Source organism: Ruegeria sp. (assembly GCF_028066395.1).
Lineage (GTDB): Bacteria > Pseudomonadota > Alphaproteobacteria > Rhodobacterales > Rhodobacteraceae > Ruegeria.
The window spans coordinates 1-20310 of record NZ_JALCBM010000003.1; the positions used below are offsets into that span (position 1 = coordinate 1).

Consider the following 20310-nt stretch of genomic DNA (forward strand, 5'->3'; position numbering starts at 1 on the left):
TCATCGATGCCTATCGCGGGCGCGAACTGGACCCGAACTGGCTGTCCGAGATGGCTGAAAAGCCGGGCCGGGGCTGGCAGATGTTCATCGAACGCTCGTCCGACAAGGTTACGGACCTGCGCAATGACATGGCGCAGGTCGGGCAATATGTGGGTCTGGATATTCCTGAATTCCGCCGCATCGTGCAGCAGGTTCAAAAGGGTGAGAAAGAGGCACGGCAGGCCAAGAAGGAAATGGTCGAAGCCAACCTGCGTCTGGTGATCTCGATCGCCAAAAAATACACGAACCGCGGCCTGCAATTCCTTGATCTTATTCAGGAAGGTAACATCGGCCTGATGAAGGCGGTGGACAAGTTCGAATACCGCCGCGGCTATAAGTTCTCGACCTATGCAACCTGGTGGATCAGGCAGGCGATCACGCGCTCGATCGCGGATCAGGCCCGCACCATCCGTATTCCGGTGCACATGATCGAGACGATCAACAAGCTGGTCCGCACCGGTCGTCAGATGCTGCACGAAATCGGTCGCGAGCCGACGCCGGAAGAACTGGCCGAAAAGCTGCAGATGCCGCTTGAGAAGGTCCGCAAGGTGATGAAGATCGCCAAGGAGCCGATCAGCCTTGAGACGCCCATCGGCGACGAGGAAGACAGCCAGCTTGGCGATTTCATCGAGGACAAGAATGCCGTGCTGCCGCTGGACAGCGCCATTCAGGAAAACCTCAAGGAAACCACCACACGGGTTCTGGCCTCACTCACCCCGCGGGAAGAGCGGGTTCTGCGGATGCGCTTCGGCATCGGCATGAACACCGACCACACGCTGGAAGAAGTCGGCCAGCAGTTCAGCGTGACCCGCGAACGTATCCGTCAGATCGAGGCGAAAGCGTTGCGCAAGCTGAAACATCCCAGCCGGTCGCGAAAACTGCGGTCTTTCCTGGATCAGTAAATCCAAAGGCGCTTCGGACCGAGGCGCCTTTTTTCTTTGTGTTCACACTGTCCAAACCTGAAATCAAATTGGCGGGAACTCACAAGGATGGCGCGAGGGTGGGGTCTATATCGCCAATGTCCACTCATGGGACAGGCCGGGGCGAGGTGGCGACGCTGATGACCCCCGGCCACCCTCAGCCAAGGGGATGTGCGACCCGGGTGCGGAACCGGCTGGGGGCTTGCCCGGTCCAGCGTTTGAAGGCGGTGGAAAAGGCAGCCTGATCGGCATAGCCCAGCGCATAGGAAATCTCTGACAGGGCCATGCCGTTTTTCAGAAACGTCTGGGCCAGATCGCAACGCAAATCCTCGACAATTTCGCGATAGCTGGTGCCTTCATCCGCCAGCCTGCGTGCCAATGTACGAGGGCTGAGTGCCAGATGCGCGGCGGCCTCATCTGCCTGCAACACCCGCCCGGGCAGCGACCGGGTGATCAGCCCTTCGACCCTGGCGCGGGTTTTCTGGCGGGGCAGGTGGCGTTCGGCCAGCAGCCGTTCACCATATTCCAGCAGATGCGCGCGCAGGCTGGGGTCATAGGTCGGCACAGGCAGGTCCAACGTTGACAGCGGCAGAATGATCTCCATCCGTTCTGCCCCGAAGCTGACGGGAAACCCGCCGATGGCCTCAAAATCCGCCGCATGATGGCCGATTTCGTGCTGAAAGCGCATCTCAAGCGGGTAGAGTTTCACCTGTGTCAGGGTACGCATTCTGGCGATGGCGGCAAACATCAGGAACTCGGTCCGTCGGTGATAGCGCGCGTAACCGGGGTCGCTCCAGTCGATCTCGAAAGATGCGGCATTGCCGGTGTCGCGCAGTTGGAAGGTCAGCGCCGGGTCGATGATCCGGTGGAATCTGATGGTGTTGTCGATCACTTGCCGCAGATCGCGCGAGTATTTGCTGATATAGGCGGTCACGCTGGTCGTGCTGTGAAACGCCAGCCCAGCCCGGGCGCCAAAGGTGATATCGTCCAGCGCGTCGCAGGCGTGACGCACGATCTGTGCTTCGTGATGCGCGCCGTAGCTTTGGGCGGGCGGGGCCGCATCGGCGCGGCAGAGGCCGCCCGCCTTCAGAACCCGATCAGTGACTGCGGGGTCGTCTGAATGGTGATCCAGCATTTGGATCAGCAATTGCAATCTTGAAATATCTACATCCATCGCCCCGCCCGGCAGGCCAAATCAATGGTTCAAACCTAACGCCAACCGGGTGGTTTGGGCCAGCCTTTGTCGCGGGGGCGGCAGATGACAGAACCTCACAAGGATTTGTCAGATCCGCGCATGATCTGCGTCACGCTAAGCCCTACATATAAGATGTTGCCGGGTCGACGCCCTTCTGGGGATGAGGGCAGAGCCTGCTGGAGACGGCCCACCAACCCGTTTCGAAACGGTTCCCCGGCACGCATGCACAGCCTTTGTGTCGCATTGCCGTGTCCGCTGCGCCATGCGAGGATTCCGTCATAAGGCGCAGTAATCACGTGTGATTTCATGAACCAACCTGAGGCAATGCAGAACCTGATCGTCTTTGATGGCGAATGCGTTCTGTGTTCGGGGTTCTTCCATTTCATGCTGCGCCACGATCGGGCGCAACGGTTTGATTTCGCCACAGCGCAATCGCCGCTGGGTCAACGTCTTTACACGCAACTGGGTCTGCCGACGCGCGATTTTGAGACCAATCTGGTGATCGTCGATGGTATCGTGCATCAAAGGCTGGATGCCTTTGCCGCCGCGATGCGTGCCTTGCCGGGGGCCTGGAAAGCGCTGTCATGGTGTCGGTTTCTGCCCGGTATGGTGAAAGATCCGCTTTATCACCTGATCGCACGCAACCGGTATCGCCTGTTCGGACGGTCCGACACCTGCCTGATCCCGGATCAGGCCCTGCGGTCACGGTTTCTGCCCGATGGGTTCTGAGCAAATGCCCGATCCTTTCCTGTGCGCCCTGTCGCAGACGGATACGTTGCCCGAGGTGGTCCGGGACCTGCACAGCCAACCGGGTCGCTTTACCGGGCGCTGCTCGGTCGAGCGCGGGCAGGGGGTGCTGGTGGCTTTGGCGCTGAGGCTGGGTGGCTTCCCGCCCTCAGCACAGGACATTCCCGTCACCGTGATCACGCAAGCCATGGGCGCGGAATGGACATGGTGCCGCGATTTCAACGGTCATCACACCCGATCCCGCCTGACCCATGATCCCCGGCGCGGACTGGTGCGCGAACGTATCGGTGGTCTGACCATCTGGATGCGGACCGATCTGTCGTCGGGTCGATTATCGCTTGAGATCAAGGCTTTGTCCTTGTTCGGCTGCCCCTGTCCACGTGTCTTGCTGCCGCGATCCTCGACGGTGGAATGGCAGGACGATCAGGGCAGGTTCCGGTTCGATGTTTCGGCGCAGGTGCCGGGGTTGGGACGTCTGATCCGCTATCAGGGCTGGCTGACGCGCGATCACGGAAACCGGGGAGCGGACTGAATTGATCGTGAAGCTCTCTGTTGGCCGGGCCGTGCTAACCTATTTTTCAGGCAGACAGACATTAGGAAGGTTGTACCAATGAAACAGGTTATCTCTTGCACTCTGGCCGCCATGGTCGCGCTGAGCGTTCCGGTCACGGCAGACGCTGGTGGCCGCTACGGATACCAGACCGTCGCGATCAACAACACCGAGTTCGAAGTCATCCCAAGGTCGCGACGCGATGTCGACGGCTATTGGTGTGCCGCCTCTGATTTCGCGCGCCGGACCCTGGGCGCGGGCTGGCAGCAGCGGATTTATGTTCAGCGCGGCTATGGCCCCAGCGTGACCACGGGGCGCAAGACCGCCGTTCAGTTTTCCCTGACAGAACCCACCAATGTCGCGCAGCAGCGCAGCATTTCAGCCGGGTTCCGCCCGGGCTACAGCATGTCGGTGCAAGGGGCGAATGGCCGCTGCAGTCGGCGTCAAATTTTTGACTGAGTTGCGGTATACTCGGTCCGGATGCAGACCGAATTCAACATTCAGACACGTGGGGCGGGGCTTTATGAGTTCACCGCCCCCGTGCGATCCTGGCTGCAGCCCGCGTCGGATGGGTTGCTGACCCTGTTCGTGCGCCACACTTCGTGCTCATTGCTGATCCAGGAAAATGCCGACCCCGAGGTTCAGACCGACCTGCACGCCTTTTTCGAACGGCTTGTTCCCCCGTCCGATCACCCCTCCATGTCCTATCTGCGCCACACCTATGAAGGGCCGGATGACATGCCCGCTCATATCAAGGCAGCGATGATGCCGGTGTCCCTGTCGGTCCCGGTTGTTGACGGGCAGCCGGTGCTGGGGACGTGGCAGGGGATTTACCTGTTTGAACACCGCGCTGCGCCCCACACCCGCAAGGTTGCGGCGCATTTCGCCTGACCCCTTTATCTTGCGTTGCAAAATTCCGACTACCCAAATCCTAGCGGCTGCCCTATAGTTGTGGATAAGTAGGCCGAAGCGCTTACAACAAGAGGCGGAACTAGGGACGAGGAGACGGCGGATGCGCTGCCCGTTTTGCGGAAATATCGACACTCAGGTCAAGGATTCACGCCCGGCAGAGGATCACGTCGCGATCCGCAGGCGGCGGTTCTGCCCGGCCTGTGGTGGCCGTTTTACAACATATGAACGGGTGCAACTGCGCGATCTGGTGGTGATCAAGACCAACGGTAAGCGCGAGGATTTCGACCGGGACAAGCTGGAACGCTCGATCCGGATCTCGATGCAGAAACGCCCCATCGATCCAGAGCGCATCGATCAGATGATCTCGGGCATTGTGCGGCGGCTGGAAAGCATGGGGGAAACCGATATCCCGTCGAACAAAATCGGTGAGATTGTCATGGAAGCGCTGGCCCGGATCGACACCGTGGCCTATGTTCGGTTCGCGAGTGTCTACAAGAATTTCCAGGCGGCCGATGATTTCGAGGAGTTCGTCCACGAGTTGCGCCCGCCGCAACCCACCACGGATGAGTGAGCGAAACAGATAAGCGATATATGGCGCTGGCCCTGTCTCTGGGGCGGCGCGGTCAGGGGACATGCTGGCCCAACCCTGCGGTCGGCTGCGTCATCGTGCGTGACGGGCGTATCGTCGGGCGCGGCTGGACGCAACCGGGCGGACGGCCCCATGCGGAGCCGCAGGCGCTGGCCCAAGCGGGGGAGGCGGCACGGGGTGCGACGGCCTATGTCTCGCTGGAACCCTGTTCCCATCACGGCCAAACCCCGCCCTGTTCGCAGGCGCTAATCGATGCGGGCGTGGCACGGGTTGTTTCGGCCATCGAGGACAGCGATCCGCGCGTGGCCGGGCAGGGCTTTGCCATGTTGCGCGACGCGGGTATTGAAGTGACGACCGGCGTGCTGGCCGATCAGGCGGCCCGCGATCACACCGGGTTCTTTTTGAAAACCGAACAGGGGCGTCCCTTCGTGACGCTGAAACTGGCCAGCAGTTTTGATGGTCGCATCGCCACCGAAACCGGCCATAGCCAATGGATCACCGGCCCCAAGGCCCGCCGCGCGGTGCATGCCATGCGCGCGCGTCACGATGCGGTGATGGTCGGGGCGGGCACGGCGCGGGCTGATGACCCGTCACTGACCGTGCGCGATATGGGCGTGGCCCAGCAGCCGGTGCGGGTTGTCGTCTCACGCCATCTGGAGCTGCCCTTGCTGGGACAGTTGGCCCGCACGGCCTCGGACATTCCGGTCTGGCTGTGCCATGGTCCGCACCCGGACCCAGACCGCGCCCGCGCATGGGAAGGGTTGGGCGCTCGCCTGCTGCCCTGCGCGCTAGAGGGCCATCACATCGACCCGGTCGATCTGCTGCAACAACTGGGACAGGCCGGGCTGACGCGGGTGTTCTGCGAAGGCGGCTCGGCTCTGGCCGCGTCCCTTCTGGCGGCGGATCAGGTGGATGAGCTTGTGGGCTTTACCGCCGGACTGACCATCGGGGCCGAAGGGTTGCCCGCCGTGGGCGCGCTGGGTCTGGAGACGCTGGACACCGCGCCGCGGTTTGATCTGGTTGAAACGCAAGTGATCGGCGGCGACATCCTGCATCGCTGGGCGCGCGTCACGCGCTAACGCCACCAATGCGCGCGGCTGGCCAGCAGGCCCTGCAGTTTGGACAGCACGCGGTTTGTCGCTCCGGTCGGGGCGGCGTGTCCCTGTGCCAGCCGGTCGATAATGACCTCAACCGGGCAGGGCTGGCCGGTGACCGGATCCAGATAGCGTGGATAGTCGATCAGGGCGGCATGGACCAACCCCAACAGTGATGGCCGCGCCCCGCGTCGCGCAGGCACCGCGCCCAGATCGGTGGTCAGGTTCCAGCCCGCATAAAACGGCGCGCCCAGCGTGGTGACCGGAACCCCGCGCAACAGCGCCTCAAACCCCAGAAGCGAGGTCATGGTCCAGGCCTCATTCACTTGCGAGAGCAGAGCGGCGGGATCGGTGTCGTGGGCAATGACATCGGCCAGATCGGCGGCGTCGACGCCGCCTTCGCGCAGCCCGGCCTCGACATCCGGGTGGGGTTTGTAGATCAGCACCGCATCCGGGTTCGCCGCGCGGGCGGCGCGCAGCAGGTCCAGATTGGTGCGGACGTCACTGGTGCCTTTCAGGATCGAGGCGTCGTCTTCCACCTGCCCAGGCACCAGAATGCGGTGCCCTTCAGGCAGCGTGGGCGCTGCGCCGCCGGTATTGTACTTGCTCAGCCCCTGTGCCAGCAGGCTGGCCACCAACCGCTCGGCCCGGCGTTGCTGGTCAGGGCGCAGGGTCTCGCGGGCGGCGATCAGTTCTTCCAACCGGCTGGGACGGGTGGGGTCGTAATAGATGCCCAGATCATCGGTCACCAGCGACAGCGGCGGCACCAGTTGCGCGCCCAACCCGCGAGAGCGCAGAAAGCCGTCCTCGACCCGCACCGCGTCCTGTGTATCGCTGGCGCGGCTGGCCCAGATCATATGAGGCTGTGTTGCGGGCTCGGGCGGTGCAGCAGTGAACCGGACCCTTCGATGCTGGCCGAACATCTTTTGCAGATGCGGACGTTTCCATAGCCGCATGCCCGAGGCGGTCCAGCCCTTGTGATCGGCGCGCCAGGCGCGGGTCTGGGCCTCGAAATTGTCCAGGGCGGTTTCGAACGTACACAGCTGGTCGCGATAGGGATCGTACCATGTGGGGAAGAGGATCATCGCGGCGGCAAACAGTTGCGCCCGGGTCAGGTTGCGCTGGCGGCGGGGTAGAGGTGTTTCCTCCTGCGTCAGGCCCCAGCCCGCATAGAAGGGCTGTCCGAAAACGCGGGGCTTATGCCCGGCCAGAATGGCCTCGAACCCCAGTTGCGAGGACAGGGTGTAGACGGCAATTGCCCCGTCCAGTAAGGCCCACGGGCTGATCGGGTCGTGCAGGAACGACACCCGGTCGCTGAGGTCCTGATCCGTATAGTATCCGGCCCGATGCCCGGACTGGGTTTCCGGGTGCGTCTTGATCAGGATGCGCGCGCCGGGGTTTTCCTCTTGCGCGATGAACAGCATCTCAAGGAACCGGGCGCGGTTGCCGCCGCTGGCCGTGACAGCGGCATCGTCACGAGTCTGATCGACCACCAGAACATAGCCGGGGTCGGGGGGCGGCAGATTCGGATCAAAGGCGGAATACTTGCTCAGATGCATCTCGCGCAGCCGTGCAATTCCACCCCGTGCGCGGTCCAGCAGGGCAGTGTCGTCCAGCGGATGCGTGGTCAGCAGATGGTCCAGATCGGACGGGGTGGAGGGGTCGAAATGCACCCCTGCGCGGTCCAAAAGCAGACCCATCGGTGGCGTGCCACTGCGCCCGGGATGGAGAGAGCGCAAGAAGGCGTCCTCGACCCGCAGCGCCGGGGCCTCCCGTTTTGCCGCGACGGCCAGCCCACGATGGGCGGTGGGGCTGTTGCCCCAGACGCCGACCACGTCATCGGGCCCCGGCAACCCCAGCCGGATGTCATATCCGGCCAGCGACAGGATGCGCCGCAGCCGTCGTTGGGTCAGAAACCCGTCATTATAGACAAAAAGCCGGGAACGCGCGTCCCCGGCCTTGGGTTCCGGTTCAGGAAACACCGGTCAGTTGCCCGTCAGGGTCGCCACATTCGCAACCGGGGTCAGGCCACCCGCGATCAGAGAGATCGACTTGGTCCACTGCGCATAGGGTGCCTCGGTCACATAGATCGTGTCATCGTCGCGGATCACGAAATCGCGGGCGACGAAAAGGCCGTTGGGCGCGGTCAGGTTCAGCACGTAGATCATGCGCTGTTCCCCTTGCAGATCGGCCCGGCCCATGACCTTGCGCGCGATGTCCTGCCGCTCATTACGCAGGATGAAGATGCCGGTCGGGTCCGAGGATAGCGGCTGCAGGCCGCCGACCTGCGCCAGCGCCTCAAGCGCCGAAAGGTCCTGCGTGTCGAAAGTCACCCGGGATTGCCCGCCGGTTGCCCCCAGCGCGATGTAGGAGCGGCTGTCCTGTTCGACCAGAATGCGGTCACCACCACGCAGGGCGATATCGGTTGACGGGTAGCGGAACAGATCGTCATACCAGATCGTGCCCTTGTGCCCATTGCGGATCACGGTGACCAGCGCGATGTCCGAGGCAACCGCCACGCCACCGGCATTGGCAAGCATTCCCGACAGGGTGCGGGTGGGCTGTTCGATCGGGTACAGTCCCGGTGCGCCAATGGTGCCGGTCAGCGACACGGCCGAGCCATTGCCCGCCTCGCGCCGCACCTGAACCTGCGGGTCCGGTGTCTGTTCCTGCAGCTTTTCGGCGATCTGAGAGCGCAATTGCTCGGTCGTCTGCCCGGCGGCGCGCAGGCGACCGGCATAGGGGACAAAGATATACCCCTCGCCATCAACCTCCATCTGATCCAGGGATGTGGCCCCTCCGGCCTCGCTGGTCAGCAGCCCGTCATCGACGTTTTCCCAGACGGTCAGGCTGAGGATGTCGCCCGGGCGCACCGTGTCAGCGGCCACGTTCTGCGCGTTGCGGAAGGCTTGCGAGAACCCGAATTGCGGCACTGCCGCAGTTTCCCGGGCCACGCGGTCATCGACCTCGATCACAAAGGCATTGCCACCTTCGGTCACCGATCCGGCCAGAATTTCGGATTTACTCGGGCCGGCTTTGGGCAATTGGCAGGCAGAAAACAGGCCGCACACGGCCAAAAGGGCCGTCGCCCGTACCCATGGGTTTCGAGATCGCTGCACTGCCGATGTTCCTCAAGTCTTCTTTATTTTGAGGAATCCTATCGGTTTCCGGGTGCAACTTCTACCCACAGTTGCCCTGCGTTACCGAACGATTTTCAACTGTGGCGTCATGGCCGCGCTGGTGGTTTGCAGCGCCTGATAGGGGTCCTGGTCGCGCAGCATCATGTCCACCACCTGCCGCAGCAATTGCCGCCGCCCACGTCGGGAATAGAACCCGCCGGTGATCTGGCTGGTCTCCAGCAGAAACCGGCGATAGCGCTGATAGGCTGCATTGTCCGGCGGGGTGGGGTCGGCAAAGAACGCCTCAACCGGTTGTTTCGAGACAAGTTCGGGCTTGTCATAGACCGACCGGCCAAAACTGCGCAGCGGGATGCCGCGCCACAGAACCTGCTGACCGGCGGTGGAATTGATCGTCACGGCCGAGCTGGCATCATCCAGCAACCCCGCCAGCTTGCCGCCCGGCACGTAATGGACACGGTCCGCGATCCCGTGGGCGCGGGCGGCGTCCAATACCCGTTTGCGCAGGGGCTCACGATGGTTTTCCAGCGGATGTTCCTTGAAAACCAGCCGATGATGGGCTGGCGCCCCGGCCGCAAACCCGGCCACCATCTGTTCGGCAAACGCGGTCATGGTGGCATATTCGGAATGCGCCTGGACCGAGCTGTCATGCCCCAGCTGCAACAAAACCAGATGATAGGGAAACCCATCCCGGCGCACCCGCCCCGTGGCCCAGCGCCGTTGCAAGCGATGCAATGGCATCCGTGCCAGACGTTTGAAATACAGCTTGAATTCCTGCGAGACAGGTAATTCCCGATGGCGGCGAAAATTGCGATAGCGGGCGTTTCTGAACAGCACAAACCAGTGATAAAACGCGCCATAAAAGATGTGCTGACGCATGTCACCCCAATGAGAGGCAACCGCTGGCGTCGGCGCGTCGGACCGGGCCAGTGCCTGATCCATCTGATCAACGCTCAGCCCCATCAGGCGAGAGTTCCCGTTTGACCCGTTGCGTTCATAAGTGACCCACCAGGGGCGCAGGTATCCTTCCTCGAACACATGGACGGTGACGCCGCGCTGCCGGGCGATTGCCACGGCCTGAGCATGAATGGGCCGGGTGTCGCCATACAGCACGATATCCGTAACGCGCTTTTCATCCATCAGGGCGGTCAGGGTCTCAGGCCAGTCCTCGGGGCGGTCGCGAAACGGGATATAGCTGGCCCGGTCCCGCCAGAAGAACTGATCGCCCGCGTTGAACCCAACCCGCCAGACCTGCGCGCCCGAGGCCCGCAACATACGCCCCAGAGCGTTGAAAAACGGTCCATGCGGCCCCTGCAGAAACAGGAACACGCGGTGGTCTGGTTCGGTTGTGGTCGGACGCATGAGGGCTGCTCGGTTCCTTTTTCGTCAAAACTATGCCTGTTTGCCGCATTCCGGGCAAGGCAGGGCTTGCCCGATCCGGCGCTTGGGCTTACCTCGGCTCTGCAAGCCTAGATACAAGAGGGTTAATTCTATGTTTACTGGGATCGTCACCGATGTCGGCACCGTGACCGAGCTGGACCAGCAGGGCGACCTGCGCGCGCGGATCGCCACCGGGTATGACACGAACGGCATCGATATCGGCGCATCCATTGCCAGCGACGGGGTCTGCCTGACCGTGATCGCGCTGGGCGATGACTGGTATGACGTGCAGATCAGCGCCGAGACGGTCTCGAAAACCAACCTCGATACCTGGGCAGTGGGCAAACGGGTCAATCTGGAACGCGCGCTCAAGGTCGGGGACGAGCTGGGCGGTCACATCGTCTCGGGCCATGTGGATGGCGTGGCCGAGGTGGTTGCCATCAAGGACGAAGGCGACAGCACCCGCGTGACCCTGCGCGCGCCGCAGGATCTGGCGCGGTTCATCGCCCCCAAGGGCTCGGTGGCACTGAACGGCACTTCGTTGACGGTCAATGATGTCGAGGGGCGCGATTTCGGCATCAATTTCATCCCGCACACCAAAGAGGTCACGACCTGGGGCGATGTCACGGTCGGGGACCGGGTGAATCTGGAAATCGATACGCTGGCCCGCTACGTGGCGCGCCTGGCCGAGGCGTCCTGAACCCTCAGGTGGCCGGGCCAAACCGCGCGGTCAGCTTTTTGGCCAGCCACCAGAACCCCAAGGACAACCCGACCGAGGCATAGCCATCGACGGCATAATGCCAGGCCAGATGCACCGACCCCAGCATGATCACGGCGGTAAAGGCGGTCAGCGCCCAACCCAGCCAGCGCGAATAGCTGAACCCATACAGGGTCACCACAACGGTGGAGGCCACATGCATGCTGGGCATGGCCGAGATACCCCGGATGGCGCCATTGTTCAGGTAGCCGTCCAACAGCCCCTGCTGCACGTTCAGTGCCCAGACCGGGCTGATCTCGTGCGAGCTGCGCAGCAGTTCCATCTGCGGCAGATACGTATCGCCAAGCCCGAAGGGCTCGTAATAAACCGGGCCGACCGAGGCGAAAATCGTTGCCACGATGTTGCCGCCGACAAACCAGCACAAAACGAAGGCGACAAGGAAGACCATGTTCCGGCTTGGGTTCCTGCGATCCAGACAGGCGACGCAAACGGCCAGATAGATCAGCGGAAACCAGGCGTGATAGGCAAAATTGATTGCTGTCGTCACAAGGGGATGACCCAAGACGGGCCACAGCAGTTGCCAGACGTCATAACCGCCATGAAGCATCCTATCCCACTGTGCGAACTGGGTATCCCAAAGGGATGGGTTCAGGGAATGGATGACATCTTTCAGGAAGGTGTAGGTGACGATCAGACCGACCATGCTGAGATAGGTCATGACCACATCCGGAACCCGAACACCGTCTGTCAGGATCGAACGCAGGTCTGCCAGCATCCAGTGGATCGGTTTTTTGGGTTTGACGACGAAGATCGCATATCCCAGCCGAAACAGCAGGAAATTCGCGACCATGAAATAGAACAGCTTGAAGGCAACCGCCAAAATGATCGGCGCGGTTGAGCCCCAAAATGACAATTGAAGGTAAAACCCGACCGCGATTGCGCAGAGAATTTGCAGCCCCACCAGCGCAATCAGCAACCTGTTGCGCCTTAGGGTTCCCAAGGTGTACGAGCCGGAAGCCGGAACATAAGCAGACTTGAACACTCTTGTTTATCCCTATTGGCTGTTGGAATCCTGCAGAAACAATTGGTTCTGATGTCAGGCGATCCGAGGGCTGGAATGAGGCAATTTGTGGGCAATGCGGATGAAATGGGGTGAAAGTACATAATCCGTCAACAATATAAGAGGCACAGATCGACCTGTTCGGCGTTGCGGAAGTCACCTTTGTCATGCCTCTGGCCGGGGACATGAGCAATCGATTCTGAGGGCTCGGGGGACCGTTCTGTTTGGACTGCGATTGCCTTGGCATTGTTTGAACACTGGTCAATGCGCCCGGACTAAGCTATCCCGCCCGTCAAACATGCCATGCGAAAGGCTGCCCCATGAGCTTTGAAACCCCCGGACCGGTCGAGGCCCAGCTGCGCGACGCGATCAGCCCGATCGAAGACATCATCGAAGAGGCGCGCAAGGGCCGGATGTATATTCTGGTCGATCACGAGGATCGCGAGAACGAAGGCGATCTGGTGATCGCCGCCGAATTCGCCGATGCCGATGCGATCAATTTCATGGCCACCCATGGGCGCGGGCTGATCTGCCTGCCGATGACTGCTGAGCGGATTGATAATCTGGGTCTGCCTATGATGGCGGTGAACAACTCATCGCGGCATGAGACGGCGTTTACCGTGTCCATCGAGGCGCGTGAGGGCGTATCGACGGGCATTTCCGCCGCCGACCGCGCGCTGACCGTGGCAACCGCGATCAACGAACAGAACACGATGGCGCAGATCGCCACGCCCGGCCATGTCTTCCCCCTGCGCGCCAAGCGGGGCGGGGTGCTGGTGCGCGCGGGCCATACTGAGGCGGCTGTGGATATCTCGCGTCTGGCGGGGCTGAACCCCTCGGGCGTGATCTGTGAGATCATGAAGCCCGACGGCACCATGGCGCGTCTGCCCGATCTGGTGGAGTTCGCCAAAGCCCATGACATGAAGATCGGCACGATCAGCGATCTGATCAGCTACCGGTCGCGCAACGACAACCTCGTGGTCGAAACCTCGCGCCAGACGGTGACGTCGGAATATGGCGGCGACTGGGAGATGCGGATTTTCACCGATCAGACCCATGGCATCGAACATGTGGTCATGATCAAGGGCGACATCACCACGCCCGAGCCGGTCCTGACCCGCACTCACGCCCTGCACGAAGCGCCCGATATTCTGGGCCTCGGCCCGAAATCCTCGCGCGAATTGCCCCGCGCGATGGAAAAGATCGCCGAGGAAGGGCGCGGCGTGGTCTGCCTGTTCCGCCAGCCGCGTAATTCGCTCTATGCGGCGGATGACGAAGGTCCCCGGACGATCAAGCAAACCGGTCTGGGCGCGCAGATCCTGTCCAAGATGGGCGTGCAGGAACTGGTGCTGCTGACCGATTCACCGGAAACCGTATATCTGGGGCTCGACGCGTTTGGCCTGTCCATCGTCGGCACCCGCTCGATCCTGAAGGAAGACTGATCATGGCTGCTCAAGACGAACATGGCGTTCTGCCGACCCCCAAATTCGACAAGCCGGTCAAGCTGCTGATCGTGGCGGCCCCGTTCTACCGCGCCATTGCCGATAACCTGATCGCCGGTGCCAAGGCCGAGATCAAGGCCGCTGGCGGCACCTGCGAGGTTGTCGAAGTGCCCGGCGCGCTGGAGATTCCCACCGCCATCGCCATGGCCGACCGTCAGTGCAATTTCGACGGCTATGTGGCGCTGGGTTGCGTCATTCGCGGCGAGACCACGCATTACGAGACCGTGTGCAACGATTCCAGCCGCGCGATCCAGTTGATGGGCCTGCAGGGGCTGTGCATTGGCAATGGCATCCTGACGGTTGAAAACGATGATCAGGCCGAAGTCCGCGCCAATCCTGAAAAGATGAATAAAGGCGGCGGCGCTGCTGCTGCGGCCTTGCATCTGATCGCGCTCAGCCGTAAGTGGGGCTCTTCGCAGAAGGGCGTTGGTTTCAAGCCGCCGTCCGAGTCCATCCTTGTGGCGGGCGACAGCAACGGACCCTCGACAGCATGACCAAGACAGACGCGCCGAAACCGGCCAACCAGAAACGCCTGATGAAATCCGCCGCACGCCTCTATGCCGTGCAGGCGCTGTTCCAGATGGAGCAGTCGGGCCAGACGACCGAGCAGGTTGTGACCGAGTTTCTGGATCATCGGTTTGGCGCCGTCTATGAGGGCGAGGAAATGCTGGACGGCGATATCAGCGTCTTCCGCAAGCTGGTCGATAATGCGGTGAACTATCAGGCCCCCATCGACCAGATGACTGATCGGGCGCTGGTGGCCAAATGGCCCATCGCCCGCATCGACCCGACCCTGCGCGCCGTATTCCGCGCCGCCGGGGCCGAACTGACCCAAAGCGACACGCCGCCCAAGGTCGTCATTACCGAATTCGTCGACGTCGCGCGCGCCTTCTTCCCCGAAGGCAAAGAGCCGAAATTCGTCAACGCCGTCCTCGACCACATGGCGCGCGAAGCCCAGCCCGAGGCATTCTGACACCTTTACCCGGACCTGACATGCGCTAGCCTGAATGTCATAGCGCAATGAGGTTCGCCATGCCCAAACTGATCCGCCTTTACATCACCCAAGTGGCCATGGGGTTTGTCATCTCGGCCGTGTTCGTTGGGGTGTTGCTGGGGGTGAATGTTGGCAATCTGCGGCACCTGATTCTGGGCTCTGAGATTGGCTTGATCGCGCTGTTCATGATCTGGTTCATGAACGGCATCGTCTTTGCCGGTGTCCAGTTCGCCTATAAGATCATGAGCATGGCCGAAAAGCCCGGCGGCCCGCGCCGTGGCTTGCCCGTGGTGCACAGCTTTGAACCGGCTCTGGTCAAGCAGGACGCCCGCGCCGAACGCTGATTGTCGTGGAAAATGTGGCGGGACCACCAGTCAACCGTGCGGTTTGATTCCCGAGGACCTGTATGTACAGGTGGGCGCCAGGTAATCAGGCCAGGACCTGAACAGAGCCAGCCCCCTCGGAATTGCTTAAGGCCACCAGAATGCTACCAGTCACAAGAAGGGCAGAACCCGCCACGGGCCTAAGTAGGGCGTGAAACGGGTTCGTACAAGGGGTTTCGTTATGGGTCAGGCCTCAACAGTTTCGTGTAAAGCCGCGCGCATCTTGCCGAAATGTTCGTCCCAGCCATTGTCCAGCGCAAGGATCAGGCCAAAGGCGTCGGCCCCCTGCGGCAGACCTTCGTGCAGCAGGCCAAGGCGGGTGCCACCCGCGACCGGCTCCAGCGTCCATTTGACCACGCTGACGGCTTCTCCCATCGGTTTCACGGTGAAGGTGTATTCCAGATATTCCGGCCGCCGCGCCGCGCGCACCTCGCCCCAGATCAGAAGATCACCGCTGGTGGTGCCGAACATCTCCAGCTTTTGGCCCGCGGCCAAGGGGCGTTCGGGCTTGTGAAACCATTCGCCCAGACGGTCGGGTTCGGTCAGGTAATCCCAGACGGTTTCCGGGTCCGCGCGCAGGAAGATGGTCTTTTGCAATACGGCGTCAGTCATGTCTTTTCCTTTCAATAGCGTCTTTCAGATGGGCAAGGCGGTCATCCCAGAACCGGTCGAAATAGCTGAGCCAGTCCAGAACAGGGGTCATCCCCGCAGGTTCCAGTCGGTTGATGCGTTCCCGTCCCCGGGCCTCGACCGAGATCAGCCCGCCATCGGACAGCACCGTCAGGTGTTTCTTGACCGCAGCGCGGGTCATGTCGAACCGGTCGGTCAGCTGCGCGATGGTCATGTCCTGACCCGCCAGAATGCGAACGATGTCGCGGCGGGTCGGGTCGGCAAGGGCGCGAAACGCGTTTTGGGTTTGATGGTCCATGAGTTTTCTCACTTGCGATACCTTTCGGTATCATGTTATTAAGATACCATTTGGTATCATGTCAAGGCGCTTGATTTTTGTTCATGAATTGTTCACATTTTCCGGATGACATTGGATTTGCAACCCGGACAGAGACTGGCGCGCGGGGTGTCCCGGCACCTTGCATCCCATGGCTATGTTTCTATTGAAGAATTCGTGCCCGCGCGCGGATTGCGCGTGGATGTGATGGGCCTTGGCCCAAAGGGTGAGATCTGGGTGATCGAATGCAAATCCAGCCGCGCCGATTATCAGTCGGATGCGAAATGGCAGGGCTATCTGGAATGGTGTGACCGGTTCTTCTGGGCGGTCGATACAGAGTTTCCCACCGACCTGCTGCCGCCCGAAACCGGGTTGATCATCGCCGACGCTTATGATGCCGAGATTTTGCGGATGGGTCCTGAAACCAAACTGGCCCCGGCGCGGCGCAAGAAGATGATCCAGAAATTCGCCGTGGATGCCGCCCGCCGGTTGCAGGCGCTGCGGGACCCGAGGGTCTGACCTTAGCCTTTGACTGCTCGTGCGGCTTGGGCGGCGGCGCGAATCTCTTCGGCGATTTCCTCGGCCTCTTCGGGGTCGAAATCCATCGGGATTTCAATGCCGGAGCCTTCGATGAACAGGCGCACCATGCCCTGATCGGTAGGGCCGATCTGCAGGTTTGCTTCGATATCGCGTTCGGTGTTGATGCCCATTTGCGCCTCCGGGGACTGAGCGTTTGTGCTAGCGCGCAGCGGGTTGAGAATCAAGCGGCCTTCGCGCTCAAATAGGGTATGGATGAGATAGTGATCAGACCGTTTCGTGCCGAAGACGCCCCGTGGCTGGTGGACCAACACGGGATGCTTTACGACCGCGACGAAGGGTTCGACGACAGTTTCGGTCCGTTGGTGGCGCGGATTCTGGATGAGTTTGTCGCGGACCACGACCCGACCCGGGAACGGGGCTGGATCGCCGAACGCGCAGGGGCTCGGCTGGGCAGTATCTTTTGCGTCACGCAGGACGACCAGACCGCCAAACTGCGCCTGTTTCTATTGATGCCCGAGGCGCGCGGGCAGGGGCTGGGCAAACGCCTGCTGACCACCTGCATGGGGTTCGCGCGCGACAGCGGATATCGCGAAATGGCGCTGTGGACCCATGAAAGCCATACGGCGGCTTGCGCGCTGTATCGGGCGTTTGGCTGGCAGTTGACGGACAGCAAGCCGGTGCATTCTTTCGGCATCGATCTGGTCGAACAAAGCTGGAGAATTCAGCTTTAATCCCCTTGCAATCCCCGCACGCCTTCGCTACATCGCCCCTCACGAGTGCCGCCTTAGCTCAGTTGGTTAGAGCGCTGGATTGTGGATCCAGAGGTCCCCTGTTCAAGCCAGGGAGGCGGTACCATCTTCCCGGTCTGACATCTGATTTTCCAAGGCCCGGAGGGTGATCCGGTGATGGCAACAAACTGCATCCTGAAGGCGCACTAAGACATGCCGGAAGATAAATTCACAAGCATCCACAACAGCGCCCGCCTGTCGGTGGCCCCGATGATGGACTGGACCGATCGGCACTGCCGCTATTTCCATCGGCTGCTCAGCTCTGAGACGTTGCTTTATACCGAAATGGTCACCGCGCCTGCGCTGGTGCGCGGTGGGGCGCTGCATTTGCTGGATCATGATCCGGCTGAACATCCGGTGGCCTTGCAATTGGGCGGGTCCGACCCGCAGGAACTGGCGCAAGCAGCAAAGCTGGGCGCGGATGCGGGGTATGATGAGATCAACCTGAATTGCGGTTGCCCCTCGGACCGGGTGCAATCCGGGACATTCGGCGCGGTGCTGATGAAAGACCCTGCGCGCGTGGCCAACTGCGTGGCCGCGATGCGCGAGGCGGTGGATGTCGAGGTGACCGTCAAATGCCGCATCGGCGTGGACGCGCAAGAGCCCGAGGAGGTGTTGCCCGCCTTCCTTGACCATATCCGTGCCGCCGGGTGCCAGCGCGTCACCATCCATGCGCGCAAGGCGTGGTTGCAGGGGCTCAGCCCCAAGGAAAACCGGGATATTCCGCCGCTGGATTATGATCTGGTGCATCGGATGAAGACGGCGTTTCCCGATCTTCATATCTCGATCAACGGCGGTGTCACCTCGTTGGATCAGGCCCGCGCGCATCTGGAGGCCGGGCTCGACGGTGTGATGATCGGACGTGCGGCCTATCACCAGCCTGCGGATATTCTGGCCGCCGCCGATCCGCAGATTTTTGGCACCGGGCAGGCGGTTGATCCCGTGGAAATCGTTCATAAAATGCTGCCCTATATCGAAAATCACCTTGCCGAGGGTGGGCGTTTGCACCAGATCACCCGGCATATGCTGGGCCTGTTCGCGGGTCGCCCCGGCGCGCGCGGCTGGCGCAGAACGCTGTCCGAGGGCGCGGTGCGCGATCACGCAGGCCCCGAGGTGCTGTTGCAGGCGCTGGCCTGTATCGAGCCACTGGCACAGGTGGATCGCGCGGTTTGATACGGCCTTTGGCCAATTTGGGGGAATGATGCCCGAGACGATGTTGCTGGCCCAGATGCTGGGCCTTTTGCTTGTGATCGGTGCCCTGGCCGGGGTTCTGGCCGGGCTATTGGGTGTCGGAGGGGGGATCGTTCTGGTGCCCGCCTTCTTTTATGCCTTTCATACGCTGGGATATGGCGGGCCGCAGTTGATGCAGCTGTGCCTTGCGACCTCGCTGGCGACGATCATGGTAACCTCGACCCGTTCGGTGCTGAGCCATAACAAGAAAGGCGCGGTGGATTGGGCGATCCTGCGGGGTTGGGGGCCGGGCATTGCGGTGGGTGCGCTGATCGGCGTGCTGGTCGCCTCGGCCTTGCGAACCGAGTTTTTGCAGGCGCTGTTCGGCATTCTGGGCATGGTGATCGGCGCGTATCTGGGTTTTGGCCGGTCCGAATGGCGGCTGGGAGAGATGATGCCCAAGGGCGTGAAACGCGCGGCAATGTCCCCGTTTGTGGGATTCCTGTCGGTGCTGATGGGGATCGGTGGCGGCAGCTTTGGTGTGCCGCTGATGAGCCTTTACAACACGCCCATCCACCGGGCCGTGGCGACGGCGGCCGGGTTTGGTGTGATCATCGCCGTGCCCTCGGTTCTGGGTTTTCTGTTCCTTGATATCGCGCCCGAACATCGCCCGCCGCTGACCATCGGTGCAGTCAATCTGGTGGCTTTTGGCATCGTCATCACGATGACCATGATCACCGCGCCCTGGGGGGTGAGGCTGGCCCATGCGATGGACCCGAAACCGCTGCGCCGGGTGTTTGCGCTGTTCCTGACGCTGGTGGCGCTGAATATGCTGCGAAAGGCTTTGGGATGGTAGCGGCGTTCTTCGACAAGGGTTGGGTGCGTTTCCCGCATGATCCTGCGCTGGCCGAATGGGTCGCGCAGGCACTGCCTGCCGCGCGCGCCTCGGTCACCGATCCGGCCCATGCCCAGTGGCACGATTGCGAAGGCACATGGTTCATCGGCGTCGATGCTTTGGACAATGATGCGCAGGGCAGGGTGGCCGGTTCGGACCCGCTGCCGGGTGAGGCGATTGGTTTTGCCACCGCGCAATATGGATGGGTCGATTTGCACAAAGGTCAGGTCTCGGTCATCTATCCCGGTTATCCGCGTCCCCGGCGCGGCGAATCCGAGGCGGCAGAGCGCTATCGACGCAACCGGGACGCGGCCCATGTGGATGGGCTGAGGCCGTCGGGCACTGACCGTCGCCGCCATGTGGATGAACCGCACGCCTGGATTCTGGGCATCCCCCTGACCGAGGCCAGCGCCGGTGCTGCCCCCATGGTTCTTTGGGAGGGCAGCCATAAGATCATGGGCGCGGCCTTCCGCAAAGCGCTGGCAGATGTGCCGCCACAGGATCAGGGGCAAACGGATGTCACCGATATCTATCAGGCCGCCCGGCGTGAGGTGTTCGACACCTGCCCCCGCATCGAACTGCCCGCCCGCCCGGGCGAGGCTTATCTGCTGCATCGTCATTGCCTGCACGGTGTTGCGCCCTGGGCTGACGGTGCCTCGGCCGGGCCCGACGGACGGATGATCGCCTATTTCCGGCCCGAGTGTCCGGGCGGTGTAGCCGAATGGATCGAATCCCCGTAACCTCCTGTCAT

25 protein-coding genes and 1 tRNA gene are annotated in these 20310 nt (G+C 61.9%); 18 read left to right on the plus strand and 8 right to left on the minus strand.

Features of this window, described 5'->3' with window-relative positions:
* On the plus strand, positions 1-941 hold a 941-nt coding region (gene rpoD, locus MPJ51_RS01410), incomplete at its 5' end, for an RNA polymerase sigma factor RpoD (RefSeq protein WP_298381199.1).
* 175 nt (positions 942-1116) lie between these two features.
* Here rpoD and MPJ51_RS01415 read toward each other — a convergent pair.
* Positions 1117-2133 carry an AraC family transcriptional regulator gene (locus tag MPJ51_RS01415; protein WP_298381200.1) on the minus strand — a complete coding sequence of 339 codons (1017 nt, stop codon included), beginning with the start codon at positions 2131-2133 and terminating at the stop codon, positions 1117-1119.
* A gap of 327 nt (positions 2134-2460) precedes the next feature.
* Between MPJ51_RS01415 and MPJ51_RS01420 the strand changes: the two genes are divergently transcribed.
* The 6 genes from MPJ51_RS01420 (at position 2461) to ribD (ending at position 6031) form a co-directional block, all read left to right on the plus strand.
* Positions 2461-2883 (plus strand): DCC1-like thiol-disulfide oxidoreductase family protein, encoded by a 423-nt coding sequence (locus MPJ51_RS01420; protein ID WP_298381201.1) that lies wholly within the window; start codon positions 2461-2463, stop codon positions 2881-2883.
* A 4-nt stretch (positions 2884-2887) separates the two neighbouring features.
* A complete protein-coding gene (locus MPJ51_RS01425; protein ID WP_298381202.1) occupies positions 2888-3433 on the plus strand; it encodes a DUF4166 domain-containing protein in 546 nt (181 codons plus the stop codon).
* Between the two features lie 78 nt (positions 3434-3511).
* Positions 3512-3910, plus strand: coding sequence for a hypothetical protein (locus tag MPJ51_RS01430; protein ID WP_298381203.1), 399 nt, complete (start codon positions 3512-3514; stop codon positions 3908-3910).
* 21 nt (positions 3911-3931) lie between these two features.
* Complete coding sequence (locus MPJ51_RS01435) at positions 3932-4342, plus strand: secondary thiamine-phosphate synthase enzyme YjbQ (RefSeq protein WP_298381204.1); 411 nt, start codon at positions 3932-3934, stop codon at positions 4340-4342.
* A 121-nt stretch (positions 4343-4463) separates the two neighbouring features.
* Positions 4464-4934 (plus strand): transcriptional regulator NrdR, encoded by a 471-nt coding sequence (nrdR, locus tag MPJ51_RS01440; RefSeq protein ID WP_298381205.1) that lies wholly within the window; start codon positions 4464-4466, stop codon positions 4932-4934.
* Entirely contained in the window at positions 4931-6031 is a 1101-nt protein-coding gene (ribD, locus tag MPJ51_RS01445; RefSeq protein ID WP_298381206.1) for a bifunctional diaminohydroxyphosphoribosylaminopyrimidine deaminase/5-amino-6-(5-phosphoribosylamino)uracil reductase RibD, read from the plus strand. The genes nrdR and ribD overlap by 4 nt, the downstream gene beginning before the upstream one ends.
* Here the strand turns inward: ribD and MPJ51_RS01450 are convergent.
* The 3 genes from MPJ51_RS01450 to MPJ51_RS01460 all read right to left on the minus strand — a co-directional run bounded on the left by MPJ51_RS01450 (position 6028) and on the right by MPJ51_RS01460 (position 10545).
* Complete coding sequence (locus MPJ51_RS01450) at positions 6028-8028, minus strand: capsular polysaccharide biosynthesis protein (protein WP_298381207.1); 2001 nt, start codon at positions 8026-8028, stop codon at positions 6028-6030. The genes ribD and MPJ51_RS01450 overlap by 4 nt on opposite strands.
* Before the next feature lie 3 nt (positions 8029-8031).
* A complete protein-coding gene (locus tag MPJ51_RS01455) occupies positions 8032-9165 on the minus strand; it encodes a polysaccharide biosynthesis/export family protein (protein ID WP_298381208.1) in 1134 nt (377 codons plus the stop codon).
* An 81-nt stretch (positions 9166-9246) separates the two neighbouring features.
* Positions 9247-10545, minus strand: coding sequence for a capsular biosynthesis protein (locus MPJ51_RS01460; RefSeq protein ID WP_298381209.1), 1299 nt, complete (start codon positions 10543-10545; stop codon positions 9247-9249).
* A 130-nt stretch (positions 10546-10675) separates the two neighbouring features.
* On the opposite strand from MPJ51_RS01460, the gene MPJ51_RS01465 reads away from it, so the two are divergent.
* Positions 10676-11263, plus strand: a complete 588-nt coding sequence (locus tag MPJ51_RS01465; RefSeq protein ID WP_298381210.1) for a riboflavin synthase — start codon at positions 10676-10678, stop codon at positions 11261-11263.
* Between the two features lie 4 nt (positions 11264-11267).
* Here MPJ51_RS01465 and MPJ51_RS01470 read toward each other — a convergent pair whose 3' ends face one another.
* Positions 11268-12323 carry a phosphatase PAP2 family protein gene (locus tag MPJ51_RS01470; protein ID WP_298381211.1) on the minus strand — a complete coding sequence of 352 codons (1056 nt, stop codon included), beginning with the start codon at positions 12321-12323 and terminating at the stop codon, positions 11268-11270.
* Between the two features lie 338 nt (positions 12324-12661).
* On the opposite strand from MPJ51_RS01470, the gene ribB reads away from it, so the two are divergent.
* From ribB to MPJ51_RS01490, 4 genes are read left to right on the plus strand one after another with little or no spacing between them, the layout of a single operon-like run.
* Entirely contained in the window at positions 12662-13783 is a 1122-nt protein-coding gene (gene ribB / locus MPJ51_RS01475) for a 3,4-dihydroxy-2-butanone-4-phosphate synthase (protein ID WP_298381212.1), read from the plus strand.
* A 2-nt stretch (positions 13784-13785) separates the two neighbouring features.
* Positions 13786-14337 (plus strand): 6,7-dimethyl-8-ribityllumazine synthase, encoded by a 552-nt coding sequence (locus tag MPJ51_RS01480; RefSeq protein WP_298381213.1) that lies wholly within the window; start codon positions 13786-13788, stop codon positions 14335-14337.
* Positions 14334-14816 carry a transcription antitermination factor NusB gene (nusB, locus tag MPJ51_RS01485; RefSeq protein ID WP_298381214.1) on the plus strand — a complete coding sequence of 161 codons (483 nt, stop codon included), beginning with the start codon at positions 14334-14336 and terminating at the stop codon, positions 14814-14816. Before MPJ51_RS01480 ends, nusB begins: the two co-directional genes overlap by 4 nt.
* A gap of 59 nt (positions 14817-14875) precedes the next feature.
* Positions 14876-15181 carry a hypothetical protein gene (locus MPJ51_RS01490; protein WP_298381215.1) on the plus strand — a complete coding sequence of 102 codons (306 nt, stop codon included), beginning with the start codon at positions 14876-14878 and terminating at the stop codon, positions 15179-15181.
* A 225-nt stretch (positions 15182-15406) separates the two neighbouring features.
* Here the strand turns inward: MPJ51_RS01490 and MPJ51_RS01495 are convergent, their stop codons facing one another.
* The gene (locus tag MPJ51_RS01495; protein ID WP_298381216.1) at positions 15407-15832 is read right to left on the minus strand and encodes an SRPBCC domain-containing protein; all 426 of its coding nucleotides are present in this window, start codon (positions 15830-15832) and stop codon (positions 15407-15409) included.
* Positions 15825-16148 (minus strand): metalloregulator ArsR/SmtB family transcription factor, encoded by a 324-nt coding sequence (locus tag MPJ51_RS01500; protein ID WP_298381217.1) that lies wholly within the window; start codon positions 16146-16148, stop codon positions 15825-15827. The genes MPJ51_RS01495 and MPJ51_RS01500 overlap by 8 nt, the downstream gene beginning before the upstream one ends.
* A 105-nt stretch (positions 16149-16253) precedes the next feature.
* On the opposite strand from MPJ51_RS01500, the gene MPJ51_RS01505 reads away from it, so the two are divergent.
* Positions 16254-16685 (plus strand): MmcB family DNA repair protein, encoded by a 432-nt coding sequence (locus tag MPJ51_RS01505; protein ID WP_298381218.1) that lies wholly within the window; start codon positions 16254-16256, stop codon positions 16683-16685.
* 2 nt (positions 16686-16687) lie between these two features.
* Here the strand turns inward: MPJ51_RS01505 and MPJ51_RS01510 are convergent, their stop codons facing one another.
* Positions 16688-16876, minus strand: coding sequence for a DUF6324 family protein (locus MPJ51_RS01510; protein ID WP_170715342.1), 189 nt, complete (start codon positions 16874-16876; stop codon positions 16688-16690).
* A 78-nt stretch (positions 16877-16954) separates the two neighbouring features.
* On the opposite strand from MPJ51_RS01510, the gene MPJ51_RS01515 reads away from it, so the two are divergent.
* From MPJ51_RS01515 to MPJ51_RS01535, 5 genes are all read left to right on the plus strand, one after another.
* The gene (locus MPJ51_RS01515; protein ID WP_298381219.1) at positions 16955-17437 is read left to right on the plus strand and encodes a GNAT family N-acetyltransferase; all 483 of its coding nucleotides are present in this window, start codon (positions 16955-16957) and stop codon (positions 17435-17437) included.
* Positions 17438-17484: 47 nt separating this feature from the next.
* Positions 17485-17561, plus strand: a tRNA-His gene (locus MPJ51_RS01520).
* 86 nt (positions 17562-17647) lie between these two features.
* Positions 17648-18667, plus strand: a complete 1020-nt coding sequence (gene dusA / locus MPJ51_RS01525) for a tRNA dihydrouridine(20/20a) synthase DusA (protein WP_298381220.1) — start codon at positions 17648-17650, stop codon at positions 18665-18667.
* Between the two features lie 28 nt (positions 18668-18695).
* Positions 18696-19520, plus strand: a complete 825-nt coding sequence (locus tag MPJ51_RS01530) for a sulfite exporter TauE/SafE family protein (protein WP_298381221.1) — start codon at positions 18696-18698, stop codon at positions 19518-19520.
* Positions 19514-20299 (plus strand): hypothetical protein, encoded by a 786-nt coding sequence (locus tag MPJ51_RS01535; protein WP_298381222.1) that lies wholly within the window; start codon positions 19514-19516, stop codon positions 20297-20299. The genes MPJ51_RS01530 and MPJ51_RS01535 overlap by 7 nt, the downstream gene beginning before the upstream one ends.
* Positions 20300-20310 lie beyond the last annotated feature (11 nt).

Excerpts from the sequence above, each read along its gene's own strand:
- MPJ51_RS01415 (WP_298381200.1), bottom strand. The coding sequence starts at position 2,133 with ATGGATGTAGATATTTCAAGATTGCAATTGCTGATCCAAATGCTGGAT.
- MPJ51_RS01420 (WP_298381201.1), top strand. The coding sequence starts at position 2,461 with ATGAACCAACCTGAGGCAATGCAGAACCTGATCGTCTTTGATGGCGAA.
- MPJ51_RS01425 (WP_298381202.1), top strand. The coding sequence starts at position 2,888 with ATGCCCGATCCTTTCCTGTGCGCCCTGTCGCAGACGGATACGTTGCCC.
- MPJ51_RS01430 (WP_298381203.1), top strand. The coding sequence starts at position 3,512 with ATGAAACAGGTTATCTCTTGCACTCTGGCCGCCATGGTCGCGCTGAGC.
- MPJ51_RS01435 (WP_298381204.1), top strand. The coding sequence starts at position 3,932 with ATGCAGACCGAATTCAACATTCAGACACGTGGGGCGGGGCTTTATGAG.
- nrdR (WP_298381205.1), top strand. The coding sequence starts at position 4,464 with ATGCGCTGCCCGTTTTGCGGAAATATCGACACTCAGGTCAAGGATTCA.
- MPJ51_RS01460 (WP_298381209.1), bottom strand. The coding sequence starts at position 10,545 with ATGCGTCCGACCACAACCGAACCAGACCACCGCGTGTTCCTGTTTCTG.
- MPJ51_RS01465 (WP_298381210.1), top strand. The coding sequence starts at position 10,676 with ATGTTTACTGGGATCGTCACCGATGTCGGCACCGTGACCGAGCTGGAC.
- ribB (WP_298381212.1), top strand. The coding sequence starts at position 12,662 with ATGAGCTTTGAAACCCCCGGACCGGTCGAGGCCCAGCTGCGCGACGCG.
- MPJ51_RS01480 (WP_298381213.1), top strand. The coding sequence starts at position 13,786 with ATGGCTGCTCAAGACGAACATGGCGTTCTGCCGACCCCCAAATTCGAC.
- nusB (WP_298381214.1), top strand. The coding sequence starts at position 14,334 with ATGACCAAGACAGACGCGCCGAAACCGGCCAACCAGAAACGCCTGATG.
- MPJ51_RS01490 (WP_298381215.1), top strand. The coding sequence starts at position 14,876 with ATGCCCAAACTGATCCGCCTTTACATCACCCAAGTGGCCATGGGGTTT.
- MPJ51_RS01495 (WP_298381216.1), bottom strand. The coding sequence starts at position 15,832 with ATGACTGACGCCGTATTGCAAAAGACCATCTTCCTGCGCGCGGACCCG.
- MPJ51_RS01500 (WP_298381217.1), bottom strand. The coding sequence starts at position 16,148 with ATGGACCATCAAACCCAAAACGCGTTTCGCGCCCTTGCCGACCCGACC.
- MPJ51_RS01505 (WP_298381218.1), top strand. The coding sequence starts at position 16,254 with ATGACATTGGATTTGCAACCCGGACAGAGACTGGCGCGCGGGGTGTCC.
- MPJ51_RS01510 (WP_170715342.1), bottom strand. The coding sequence starts at position 16,876 with ATGGGCATCAACACCGAACGCGATATCGAAGCAAACCTGCAGATCGGC.
- MPJ51_RS01515 (WP_298381219.1), top strand. The coding sequence starts at position 16,955 with ATGGATGAGATAGTGATCAGACCGTTTCGTGCCGAAGACGCCCCGTGG.
- dusA (WP_298381220.1), top strand. The coding sequence starts at position 17,648 with ATGCCGGAAGATAAATTCACAAGCATCCACAACAGCGCCCGCCTGTCG.
- MPJ51_RS01530 (WP_298381221.1), top strand. The coding sequence starts at position 18,696 with ATGCCCGAGACGATGTTGCTGGCCCAGATGCTGGGCCTTTTGCTTGTG.
- MPJ51_RS01535 (WP_298381222.1), top strand. The coding sequence starts at position 19,514 with ATGGTAGCGGCGTTCTTCGACAAGGGTTGGGTGCGTTTCCCGCATGAT.